Raw genomic sequence first — 9,621 nt, forward strand, 5'->3', positions numbered from 1 at the left:
ATAAATTAATCATATTTTTCTTCAATAAATTTATCTTCATCTATCATCAAAGTTAATAATGTAAACACCATATTTAAATTTGGCATTGGTAGGGATTCTTCTTTAATGTATTCTTCCATTGAGCCATCTTCGAGCCAAGCAAAAGAGTAAACTGAGTCTGACTGTTCAGATACATCACTATATTTGTAGAAATCGAAAGCCAGAGATTGTTTTTTAACAGATAGCCCATTTGATAAAATTTTTTTATAAAAATATTTTGATTTTGAAGACCATTTTATCTTACCATTTTCAGTAACTACTATTGCTACAGGTTCGTATGTATTTTCAATGATTTTTATTCCCATTGACGTTATTGAAACACCATAATTATCAGATAGAGTTTTTATCAATGAAAGATTTATTTCTTTATTATTTATATCATTAGTTAAAAATTCAGTAGGGATTAATAATTCTGCTGCAAATTGATTAGCTTCAGTTTCTTGCGATATATTAGACTGAAAAGACTGAATATCAGAAGATTTGCAGTTATATATTTCATTAGTATGCCATGGTAAATAATAATGTCCTATTTCGTGAGCAATTGTAAAGTTCTTACGTCGTTCATAGTCGATATTTTGATTAAGTATAATTTTTTTAATACCATTATGCAGAATAAATAATGCTTCAGAGTCTTTAATATTATCGTTTTCTATTACTATATTAAAATTATTACAGATAGAGATAACATCAATTGGTGGCTTTAACGATAAGTTATTTAAAAGTTCCCTGGCATAAGCACCAGGGATTTTATTAATAGACATAAATTTCACCTCACATATTTGATATGTGTTTTTTTATTATCTCATAATCATGTTCGGATAATTGACCGTTATTATTACGTGCAGCGATTCGACCTTTATCCGGATTTAAAACACTTTCTACGTCTTTACGCATAAATTTCCATTCACGGCCTATTTTTGAAGCTTTTAAACGGCCATCTTTTATCATATTGTATACTGTTTGATTGCTTACTCTTAATAAGTCAGCTACTTCAGAAACATTTAATACATCTGGTCTTTCATTTTCACTTAAATTAGATAGACTTTTACCCAGCTCTTGAAGCATATGAACTTCTTCAGCAGAAAAAACTATCTCTCCGCAGTTAGGACATACATAAGCTTTTACACCATCTATTGTTAATTTATATTTTCCCCAGCCGGCTGTTGTTGATATAGTTCTTTCTTCCATATCTGTTCCACAAATATAGCATTTTTCTCTTATCATTTATTTTCCCTCCTTCTTTTTAAAATACCATTATAAGCCTCCCAAACTTCATCCATAGTTCTGCATACAGTTACAACTAATGGATAAGGATATGCAGCAGCAACAACTGTATATATTTCTGGGTCTTTGTCTGTTGCTTCTTGAAATATTACATGAATATCTTTAAATTGAGGTTGTAATTCAACTACTTTACCATATAATATACATTCAATAATCTTTTTATCTTCTATTTGTCTTTCTAGCATCCTGCATATCGCATGGGATGAATAATCGAGCAAACCATTTTTTACACATTTTCTTATCCATTGTTCAGCCATGTCATTCATTATTATTTCCTTCTCCTCTCATTATATTATAAAATATTATAAAATGCTATAAATTATAATAAAAAATTATAAAAAAATAATAAACTTATTGACTAAAAAACGAAGTTATGCATATAATATATTTGAGAGATAAATTCTCTCTGGGGCTCGTTATCACGGGCGGCCGCCTAAGGGCGGTTTTTTATTTTAATTGGTTTATATGGAAAAACTTTTAATCCAATTCCTTCATATGAAGGATAACCTAAAAATTTATCTTCAAAAATTTTAAAAGCAAAATCTTTATGTTCATCTCTAATATATTTGTGAATGGGATAAGAAACGAGATCTGCTATTTCTAATCCAAAATAAGACATTTGTTCATTAGATTGCTTACACCATTTTGGATTAAAATATACGCCACTTATATTTTGAAATTTTTCAGCAGAAACATAATCAGTTCCATTATTAAGTATATTTTTTATATGTTCTAAAATAAATTTATCTTCTTTTTTCCCTCTTGCTTCTAAAATAATAACGCCTTTTTTGTTTTCTTTATTTAAAATCAAGGTTACAAAACGCTCTAATATAAAATCTAAACAAAGATTGTAAGGATGGAATGGTGTAATATATTTTATGCAATGAGTATATTTATCAATTGTAGATGATATAATATACATTTGTGTCGATGAAATGAAATCTGTCAAGTCATATAAAAAATTATCATAATCAATTATGGTGGGATCAAAAGCTTTTGTCTTATTTCTAATTTCTTTTGAGTGAAAAACTACTCTTTTCATTTTAGATGAATAGGTGAATTTTCCATCATGCCAATACTTATTTTTTAATTGAGTAATATTTTCTTTTGCAACAATAAAATTGTTTTTATCAATAACACAACCGGTTATAGTAAAATAGCGTTCAATATTTGATATTTCTTCATTGCTATTGATTTTATTTATAATGCTTTTTAAATTTGAGTCATTATTCTCATCTATAAACATTGTATAATCAATACCAGTTGGCCATTTGTCAATGGATGTAGGCCTAACCCACCAATTATCCAATTTTATCCTCCTAACTACTTTAGATGTATCAAACATTATCATTTGAGTAAAACTTATCTACCCACAATACTTCACAATATCCTCTGCAACCTTATCAGCTTCAATTTCTATGTACTCATATTGCATGTCTAAACCTATGTAATAACTTTGTTTTGGACAATCTTCTAAGATGTGTTTTATTTCATGTATGAATACTTTACATTGGGTTTCATAACTGATGTTACCATTGAGTATTAAATAATAATTGCCATGACGACTGACATATGTAAAGCCATATATACAAGTATCTAAATTAGCAATAGATACTTGTATATCATACGCTGTCATAAGCTCATAGAATGGGATTTCTTGATTTAAAAGAGCCTTTACAAGAGGCTTGTCTAAAAAGTCGATAGCCAAAATAAAGCCCCCTTTTTTGGATAACTTTATTCTTCACTTTCTTCATCTTCAATAGCTTTTATTATGCGCATTACCTGCTTTATTGCTTTAGGTGAAAGGTTTCTAGTCTGTTTAAATAAAAGTTTTAAGTCCTCTCTTTGCTTAAGATCGTTCCAGAACTCCGCCAGCTCTGGGTCATCTTCCACGGCTTGTGTTATTTCGTCGGCCTGGTTACGGATGTCGGTGTTACCCATAAGCCAATCAAGAGTAACGTTAAAATAATCGGATAATTTACGGAGAGTTTCCATATCAGGTTCACGTCTACCTGTTTCCCAAGATGCCAAAGTAGCCCTTGTTGTTCCAATATATTTAGCTAATTCTTCTTGTGTCAAATTTTTTTCATTGCGCAGTTGTTTTAATCTATCTTTAAATGTGTCCATAGGAAACACCTCCTTAAGTTAAGAATATCATATTTGTGTGTATATGCAACAAATGTGACAATAAGACACGTATAAAGAAAAATTTTTTAAAAAAATTATTAAAATCCTCTTGACAGTGTCAAAAAGACACGATATAATATAAGTGTCAAAAGGACACAGATTGAAAGGAAGTGAAACAATGGTAAGAAAAAAACTACGTGAAATAAGAAAAAATGCTGGATTAACTCAGAAAGAAATAGCAAAAAAAATAGGAATAGACAGGGCTTCATATGCCAACATAGAACTTGGCAAAAGAGATCCATCTTTAGAAATAGCTATAAAAATAGCGAATTTGTTTGGAAAGAAAGTTGATGATATTTTTTTAATTAATCATGTGTCAAATTGCAACAAATCCGACCAATCAGAAACCGCATAGGAGGAGGTGAGAAGGATGTTTATTGACGAAAGAGAAAAGGGATTTTTAAAGGCAGTAGCAAAAACCGCAATTAGCAAAGGTTTAAAACCATGGAAGGAAGTTTTAGGAGAAGACGTTGATTTTGAATTTGCTAATGGAGATGAAATGTTTGAAATATTAAAAGACTTAAGAAAAAAAGGTCTATATATTGACTGCTCTAGTTATCGTGATAATCAAAACTGGGTTAGAGTTACAAAAAAAGGCTACGAACTGATTAAAAATGAATTGCAAGTATAGGAGGTGAGAAGGATGGAGGAAGTTAAGCAAAGAAAGAGCTATTGGATGTTCATTTAAAAGAAGTATCTAAAAGGACTGATATACTTCATTAATAAATTTAAAAGCATGTAAGAAATCAATAAAGAAAATGTTCAATGATTGTAAGGAGGTAATTTAGATGGATTTAGAACAGCAAGAAGTAATACAGGTTACAATGACAGCAAAGGAAGCAGCTCAATATCTTGGTGTTAGTTATTGGCTTCTTTTAGAAATGGCTAAAAGGCATGAAGTTCCATACATTGCGTGTGGTAGTAGAAAACTCTTTAGGAAAGAGGCTCTTGATAGATGGATGGAAGAACAAGAGAAGAAAGCATTAGAAAAGCCTATACAACGAGGAATAAGGAAAATTTATTAAAGAAGGGAGGTGAAACTTATGTTGGACGGCTTTTTGACAGAAAAGGAATTAATGATTTTAGATGCAGTTAAAGATCTTAATTTAACAAAAGATGAAATAAGAACATTGCGCTGGATATCAGGCTGGGAAATCGAAACAGTTTGCAATATATGCGCAATTATAAAGAAAGCTAAAGAACACGGATTAAAGGAGGGCTAAGAATGTTAATTGATGAAATTGATAGAGAATTAGCGACACTTGAAATGCAAATAGAGTTTAGATATAGACGCATAAAGGAATTGCAAGAATTAAAGAGACAGGCAGAGAAAGCTGACATGATAATAAAAAAATTGAGAGATGAAATTGCAGATTATAATGAGGAATATCGTGAGAAATTAAGACTTTACTACAGTCAGATGTGAGATCTCGAAAATGTCATAAGAAATGATTTCAAATTTATTTTCTAAACAGATTATAAAGCAGAAAGGGGAGAAAGTGAATGAACAAAAGATGCGAGAACATCTATAAAACTGCTAGAAAAAATGCTGGTATGACACAAGAAGAAGCAGCAGGACTTCTATTTATAAGCAGTAGGGCATTGACTGATTATGAGACAGGCAGAACAATACCATCTGATGAAACAGTATGCAGAATGATTGAAATATATCATGCGCCTTGGCTTGGATACCAGCACTTAAAACAAAGTACAGAGGTAGGAAGAAGATTTCTTCCGGATCTTAATATATCTGATTTAGCAAGGTCAATCCTAAAACTTCAGAAGGAAATAAAAGATGTAGAAAATATAAACAATGATCTGATTGAAATTGGCTGTGACGGCATCATAGATGATACTGAAAAGGATAAATGGGCTTTAGCAACAAAGGAAATAGACGAAATGGCAGGCGCAGCACTTGCTGTCATATTTGCGAGATGAAAGGGGGGAAACGATGATGAGTTTAAGGTTTGCAATGCTTCTATATAAGCTTTTTGGCATAACAACTACGGTAAAAGACGGACAAGTTAAGCATGGCATTGAATTCTTTAAATAAAAAAAGGCCTTTAAAAAAGGCACATAAATAAACTTCCATACTGAGTATAGCACAAAAACGTGCTGTACTCAATAGAAAAATTCAGGAGGGGTTAAAGAGATGGATGCTGTAAAAGAGTTTTCGGATGAGTGGTATATACAAAGATACAAGAACGACATTAAAGTGTACAGGCTACAGAGATTAAAGCACTTGATGGCAATTAGAGTGATAGACGAAAAGATTAAAAAGCTTGAAGGATATATAAACGAGATAAAGGGAGTGAATGAAAATGTTAAATGAATTAGAAAATGTTGAGCTTGAAATGATAGACGAAATAGCAGGACAAGAAAGTGAAGGCTGGAAAATAGACAATGACGTTGCTGCGGATTGGGCAATTGAAAAGATAAAAGCTATAAAGCAAGAATACAAGCGTAAAGAGATGATAGCGCAAAACAAAATAAAACAAATACAGGATTGGCTACAAAAGCAAAAAGAGGGAGCAGACCAAAGCATAATGTTTTTTGAAGATAGATTGTGTTCTTATTTCAACAGCCTTCCAAAAGAAGCTTTAAAGAAAACAAAAACAACAGAGCAATATAAACTTTCAAGTGGAACATTAAAACTTAAATACAAAGGCCCTGAAATAGTCAGAGATGATGAAAAACTGCTAACATGGGTTAAACAGAATAAGCCGAGATTTGTAAAAGTCAAAGAAAGTGTAGATTGGGCAGGACTTAAAGAGCTGACTAAGATAGAAAACAACAAAGTAATAGATGTGCAGACTGGAGAAGTCATTGACGGAGTTGAAGTACAAGAGAGAAATCCTGAATTTATAGTGGAGGTTGATTAATATGGCGACAAATACAAAAGCAATAGACAATTATCAAAGGATAAAATTTCTGTTAAACAATGTGGACGTAAAAAAGAAGTTCTATGAGGTACTCGGGAAGAAGGCCAACGGGTTTATAACATCTATCACAAACATGATGAATAGCAATCCCAAGCTTAGGGAATGTGATGCCAATTCAATATTATCATCAGCTATGGTAGCAGCGACTTTGGATTTGCCCGTGGATCCTAATTTGGGATTTAGCTGGATTATCCCTTATAACACAAAGCAGGGCTGGAAGGCCCAATTTCAAATCGGCTACAAAGGCATAATACAACTGGCACTTCGCACAGGACAATATAAAAAAATAAACGTTATCTCAGTTTACGAAGGTGAATTAGTAGAATTTAACCCGTTGACAGAGGATATTATCTTGGATTTTGGAGCGAAAAAATCAAACAAAGTAATCGGCTATGCGGCATATTTTCGCTTAATAAATGGTTTTGAAAAAATGGTGTATTGGCCAATTGAGAGGGTGCTAGAACATGCAAAAAGATATAGCAAGAGCTTTAATAATGGCCCTTGGAAAACTGACTTTGATGAGATGGCAAAGAAAACAGTAATAAAGAATATGCTAAGTAAATACGGTATTTTAAGCATAGAGATGCAGACGGTATTGAAAGCAGACCAAGCAGTTATACATGAATCCAAAAAAGGCGTTGACTATGAATATGTTGACAATCCAGAGGATCATGAGAGCAAAGATGATAGTAATGTAATTGATGTTGAAACTGGAGAAATCATTGACAGCGAAGACGAACATCATATTGATGATTATGCAATTGAGGAAGATACAGAAGATGTAATAGATATAGATCATGCGGATCTTCCTGAATTTTTGCAAGATAATAACGAGGCGGAATAAACCGCCTCTCTAAAAGAAAGGAGAAAGAGAATATGAGCGCAGAGGTAATAAAAAGACATGAAGGTTTTAAATCAGAAAAGGAAACAATAGGCGAAAATAGTAGGGTTCAAATTTCATACAACAGCGATGGAAGAATAGTCATTAGATATATAGAAAGTTCTGAAGAAGACACTTTGATAGTGTTAGACAACAGAGAGACTAACGAGTTGATGAGATTTATACAAAAGCTAAATGAAATACATAAGATATATGAAGAAATGCCATTTTGAGGCCTGAAATATGGCCTCTCTAAAAAACATTTTAAGCGGAAAAATATTCATATATACCCAGTTTAGCATTTACATTACCAAAATATTTTATACTTCAGGATGTGATTTTATGAACTACATTCAAGAGATAAATGCGTTTTACGATTGGCTAGTTACGAATCCAATACCGGCTGATGCACAAGCTCTTTGGTTTGCATTAATGCATATCAATAACAAATGTGCATGGCTGGATGAATTCACGGTTGCCAATACTACGCTTTTATCAATACTCGGATTCTCCAGACAGCAATTAGACAGAATGAGAAATGTCTTAATTCAGACTGGACGAATTGAGTATAAAAAAAGAGAAGGTCGTCAAGCTGGTATTTATAAAATAATATCATTTATGCCTAATAATGTTACACAACCTGTTACACAAGTGGAGACACAACCAGAGACACAACCTGTTACACAAGTGGAGACACAAATCGGACACAAGTGGAGCACATTAAATAAACTAAACTATACTAAACAAAATAATATATCTTCTAAAGAAGAGGGCGCTAATAGCTGCCCAATAGATAAGAGCAAGTTGAATAAATGGGAATTAGAAATTGTCTCCGCTTATGAGATAGCCACGCAATATAAATTTCTTGAAGAAGATTTCTTGCTTTTAAAAAAAACATTATCTTTTAGTACGCCTAGCCAGATTAAGTCGGGGATAACATCTCAAGTACAGTTGCATTTGCAAAAGCAGCAACCACCACCAGACTTTAAATACATAGCGGAAGTTATTCTTAAGGGTGCTTATGGCCGGCGTCCTAAGCAATACAAGAAGCCAGAAGCAAAAGTAGAAGCGGGGGGTAAAGATTATGGATGGTAATATAAAGATAAGCGATAAGGAAATCGCTGAGTTTATTAAGCAAAATATTCAAAAAAACGAAGAAGAAGCTGCTAGAAAAAGAGCTGAAAGACAGCAAGAAAAGGTCAATGAGCTTTTAGATAAAAGCGGCATTGGCTATAGATTTAGGCATAGAACTTTTGAAACATTTCAGGTAAATGAATATAACAAACACGCTCTTATTGAAGCCAGAAAATTCGTTGAAAATTTTAACATACATTCTCAAGGACTACTATTTACGGGGCCTGTAGGTGTTGGCAAAACTCACATTGCTGCTGCCATTGCGAATGAGTTGGTTAAAAATTTATACACTGTCGCATTCGGCAATATTACTGACATCGTTAGCTTAATTAAAAAAACGTATAACAATGATTCTGCAATATCTGAAAATGACATTATTGAAATGCTTACAAATGTTGATTTATTAATTATTGATGACATTGGAAAAGAGAATCCAACCCAAAATACAAGTATGATTTTGTATCAAATAATCAACAGGCTATATGAAGATCAAAAACCAGTAGTCATAACTACAAATTACAGAGGGAAAGAGCTAGCAAAACAATTGGGTGAACGTGGAGATGCAATAGTATCACGTTTAACCGAAATGTGTGATCCAGTTATTATGGATGGCCCTGATTGGAGGCTTAAAAATGCAAGGAATAGCTGAAAGAGTTGAGGAATTGCAAAAGAATAAGAAAAATGAAAAAGATAAAAAACAGCCGAAGTGCTTCATTTGCATGGATACAGGAATTATATTGTACAAAAGAATAACATCATTTGGTTATGAGGCTGAATATGCAGCGAGGTGCACTTGCCCTGAGGGAAATAGATACATTTACGAAGGGCGAGAATGTAAAGGTCATAAAAGCGAATATAGAATTGCTACCATTGATGAAGTATTAGACAAATACGAGTTGGCCCAGAACAATTTTCAGCAATGGATAGCAAAATCGAGGGAGGCAACAAACCATGAAGGTTGAATTTGAGATGAATCTGAAAAACGGAGATGGCTCTGATAAGAAAAGAAAAAGGGAAATAGTGCGGGGAAAAGGTGAACTGTTGAAAGAATACGAACATTTTTACTTAGTGCAGAAAAAGGGATACAGGATATGCATAAATAAATGCGACATAATATGCGGAAATGCTAAATTAAGGTTTTTAAAGGAGGCGTGA

At 32.7% G+C, this 9,621-nt stretch carries 20 protein-coding genes; 14 read left to right on the forward strand and 6 right to left on the reverse strand.

The window, feature by feature from the left end:
- Window positions 1-5: 5 nt before the first annotated feature.
- From ACZ42G_RS05775 to ACZ42G_RS05800, 6 genes are all read right to left on the reverse strand, one after another.
- Window positions 6-800 carry an ImmA/IrrE family metallo-endopeptidase gene (locus ACZ42G_RS05775; protein WP_464851875.1) on the reverse strand — a complete coding sequence of 265 codons (795 nt, stop codon included), beginning with the start codon at window positions 798-800 and terminating at the stop codon, window positions 6-8.
- Window positions 801-810: 10 nt separating this feature from the next.
- Window positions 811-1,263, reverse strand: a complete 453-nt coding sequence (locus tag ACZ42G_RS05780) for a helix-turn-helix domain-containing protein (RefSeq protein WP_464851877.1) — start codon at window positions 1,261-1,263, stop codon at window positions 811-813.
- Window positions 1,260-1,589, reverse strand: a complete 330-nt coding sequence (locus ACZ42G_RS05785; RefSeq protein ID WP_464851878.1) for a DUF4258 domain-containing protein — start codon at window positions 1,587-1,589, stop codon at window positions 1,260-1,262. The genes ACZ42G_RS05780 and ACZ42G_RS05785 overlap by 4 nt, the downstream gene beginning before the upstream one ends.
- A 167-nt stretch (window positions 1,590-1,756) precedes the next feature.
- A complete protein-coding gene (locus tag ACZ42G_RS05790; RefSeq protein ID WP_464851880.1) occupies window positions 1,757-2,632 on the reverse strand; it encodes a DUF3800 domain-containing protein in 876 nt (291 codons plus the stop codon).
- A 57-nt stretch (window positions 2,633-2,689) separates the two neighbouring features.
- The gene (locus ACZ42G_RS05795; protein ID WP_464851882.1) at window positions 2,690-3,031 is read right to left on the reverse strand and encodes a hypothetical protein; all 342 of its coding nucleotides are present in this window, start codon (window positions 3,029-3,031) and stop codon (window positions 2,690-2,692) included.
- A gap of 26 nt (window positions 3,032-3,057) precedes the next feature.
- Window positions 3,058-3,450 (reverse strand): helix-turn-helix domain-containing protein, encoded by a 393-nt coding sequence (locus ACZ42G_RS05800; RefSeq protein WP_464851884.1) that lies wholly within the window; start codon window positions 3,448-3,450, stop codon window positions 3,058-3,060.
- A gap of 160 nt (window positions 3,451-3,610) precedes the next feature.
- On the opposite strand from ACZ42G_RS05800, the gene ACZ42G_RS05805 reads away from it, so the two are divergent.
- From ACZ42G_RS05805 to ACZ42G_RS05870, 14 genes are all read left to right on the forward strand, one after another.
- Complete coding sequence (locus tag ACZ42G_RS05805) at window positions 3,611-3,865, forward strand: helix-turn-helix transcriptional regulator (protein WP_464851886.1); 255 nt, start codon at window positions 3,611-3,613, stop codon at window positions 3,863-3,865.
- Between the two features lie 15 nt (window positions 3,866-3,880).
- Window positions 3,881-4,141 carry a hypothetical protein gene (locus ACZ42G_RS05810; RefSeq protein ID WP_434642688.1) on the forward strand — a complete coding sequence of 87 codons (261 nt, stop codon included), beginning with the start codon at window positions 3,881-3,883 and terminating at the stop codon, window positions 4,139-4,141.
- Between the two features lie 157 nt (window positions 4,142-4,298).
- A complete protein-coding gene (locus tag ACZ42G_RS05815) occupies window positions 4,299-4,535 on the forward strand; it encodes an excisionase family DNA-binding protein (protein WP_434642691.1) in 237 nt (78 codons plus the stop codon).
- Window positions 4,536-4,553: 18 nt separating this feature from the next.
- On the forward strand, window positions 4,554-4,733 hold the full coding sequence (locus ACZ42G_RS05820; protein ID WP_434642694.1) for a hypothetical protein: 180 nt from the start codon (window positions 4,554-4,556) through the stop codon (window positions 4,731-4,733).
- Window positions 4,734-4,735: 2 nt separating this feature from the next.
- Window positions 4,736-4,936: a hypothetical protein gene (locus tag ACZ42G_RS05825; protein WP_434642697.1), complete on the forward strand. Its 201-nt coding sequence runs from the start codon at window positions 4,736-4,738 to the stop codon at window positions 4,934-4,936.
- 77 nt (window positions 4,937-5,013) lie between these two features.
- Window positions 5,014-5,448 (forward strand): helix-turn-helix transcriptional regulator, encoded by a 435-nt coding sequence (locus ACZ42G_RS05830; RefSeq protein WP_434642699.1) that lies wholly within the window; start codon window positions 5,014-5,016, stop codon window positions 5,446-5,448.
- A 214-nt stretch (window positions 5,449-5,662) separates the two neighbouring features.
- On the forward strand, window positions 5,663-5,842 hold the full coding sequence (locus ACZ42G_RS05835; protein ID WP_464851889.1) for a hypothetical protein: 180 nt from the start codon (window positions 5,663-5,665) through the stop codon (window positions 5,840-5,842).
- A complete protein-coding gene (locus ACZ42G_RS05840) occupies window positions 5,832-6,392 on the forward strand; it encodes a host-nuclease inhibitor Gam family protein (protein ID WP_464851891.1) in 561 nt (186 codons plus the stop codon). Before ACZ42G_RS05835 ends, ACZ42G_RS05840 begins: the two co-directional genes overlap by 11 nt.
- A gap of 1 nt (window position 6,393) precedes the next feature.
- Window positions 6,394-7,296, forward strand: a complete 903-nt coding sequence (locus tag ACZ42G_RS05845; RefSeq protein WP_464851892.1) for a recombinase RecT — start codon at window positions 6,394-6,396, stop codon at window positions 7,294-7,296.
- 32 nt (window positions 7,297-7,328) lie between these two features.
- Window positions 7,329-7,565, forward strand: a complete 237-nt coding sequence (locus ACZ42G_RS05850; RefSeq protein WP_464851894.1) for a hypothetical protein — start codon at window positions 7,329-7,331, stop codon at window positions 7,563-7,565.
- A gap of 109 nt (window positions 7,566-7,674) precedes the next feature.
- Entirely contained in the window at window positions 7,675-8,427 is a 753-nt protein-coding gene (locus ACZ42G_RS05855; RefSeq protein ID WP_464851896.1) for a hypothetical protein, read from the forward strand.
- Entirely contained in the window at window positions 8,417-9,115 is a 699-nt protein-coding gene (zapE, locus tag ACZ42G_RS05860) for an AFG1/ZapE family ATPase (protein ID WP_464851898.1), read from the forward strand. Before ACZ42G_RS05855 ends, zapE begins: the two co-directional genes overlap by 11 nt.
- On the forward strand, window positions 9,099-9,428 hold the full coding sequence (locus ACZ42G_RS05865) for a hypothetical protein (RefSeq protein WP_464851900.1): 330 nt from the start codon (window positions 9,099-9,101) through the stop codon (window positions 9,426-9,428). The genes zapE and ACZ42G_RS05865 overlap by 17 nt, the downstream gene beginning before the upstream one ends.
- Window positions 9,418-9,621, forward strand: a complete 204-nt coding sequence (locus ACZ42G_RS05870; RefSeq protein ID WP_434642714.1) for a hypothetical protein — start codon at window positions 9,418-9,420, stop codon at window positions 9,619-9,621. Before ACZ42G_RS05865 ends, ACZ42G_RS05870 begins: the two co-directional genes overlap by 11 nt.

This window comes from Thermoanaerobacterium calidifontis (assembly GCF_055381745.1).

Excerpts from the sequence above, each read along its gene's own strand:
- ACZ42G_RS05825 (WP_434642697.1), top strand. The coding sequence starts at position 4,736 with ATGTTAATTGATGAAATTGATAGAGAATTAGCGACACTTGAAATGCAA.
- ACZ42G_RS05865 (WP_464851900.1), top strand. The coding sequence starts at position 9,099 with ATGCAAGGAATAGCTGAAAGAGTTGAGGAATTGCAAAAGAATAAGAAA.
- ACZ42G_RS05850 (WP_464851894.1), top strand. The coding sequence starts at position 7,329 with ATGAGCGCAGAGGTAATAAAAAGACATGAAGGTTTTAAATCAGAAAAG.
- ACZ42G_RS05785 (WP_464851878.1), bottom strand. The coding sequence starts at position 1,589 with ATGAATGACATGGCTGAACAATGGATAAGAAAATGTGTAAAAAATGGT.
- ACZ42G_RS05835 (WP_464851889.1), top strand. The coding sequence starts at position 5,663 with ATGGATGCTGTAAAAGAGTTTTCGGATGAGTGGTATATACAAAGATAC.
- ACZ42G_RS05810 (WP_434642688.1), top strand. The coding sequence starts at position 3,881 with ATGTTTATTGACGAAAGAGAAAAGGGATTTTTAAAGGCAGTAGCAAAA.
- ACZ42G_RS05840 (WP_464851891.1), top strand. The coding sequence starts at position 5,832 with ATGTTAAATGAATTAGAAAATGTTGAGCTTGAAATGATAGACGAAATA.
- ACZ42G_RS05775 (WP_464851875.1), bottom strand. The coding sequence starts at position 800 with ATGTCTATTAATAAAATCCCTGGTGCTTATGCCAGGGAACTTTTAAAT.
- ACZ42G_RS05855 (WP_464851896.1), top strand. The coding sequence starts at position 7,675 with ATGAACTACATTCAAGAGATAAATGCGTTTTACGATTGGCTAGTTACG.
- ACZ42G_RS05830 (WP_434642699.1), top strand. The coding sequence starts at position 5,014 with ATGAACAAAAGATGCGAGAACATCTATAAAACTGCTAGAAAAAATGCT.
- ACZ42G_RS05815 (WP_434642691.1), top strand. The coding sequence starts at position 4,299 with ATGGATTTAGAACAGCAAGAAGTAATACAGGTTACAATGACAGCAAAG.
- ACZ42G_RS05870 (WP_434642714.1), top strand. The coding sequence starts at position 9,418 with ATGAAGGTTGAATTTGAGATGAATCTGAAAAACGGAGATGGCTCTGAT.
- zapE (WP_464851898.1), top strand. The coding sequence starts at position 8,417 with ATGGATGGTAATATAAAGATAAGCGATAAGGAAATCGCTGAGTTTATT.
- ACZ42G_RS05800 (WP_464851884.1), bottom strand. The coding sequence starts at position 3,450 with ATGGACACATTTAAAGATAGATTAAAACAACTGCGCAATGAAAAAAAT.
- ACZ42G_RS05820 (WP_434642694.1), top strand. The coding sequence starts at position 4,554 with ATGTTGGACGGCTTTTTGACAGAAAAGGAATTAATGATTTTAGATGCA.
- ACZ42G_RS05845 (WP_464851892.1), top strand. The coding sequence starts at position 6,394 with ATGGCGACAAATACAAAAGCAATAGACAATTATCAAAGGATAAAATTT.
- ACZ42G_RS05780 (WP_464851877.1), bottom strand. The coding sequence starts at position 1,263 with ATGATAAGAGAAAAATGCTATATTTGTGGAACAGATATGGAAGAAAGA.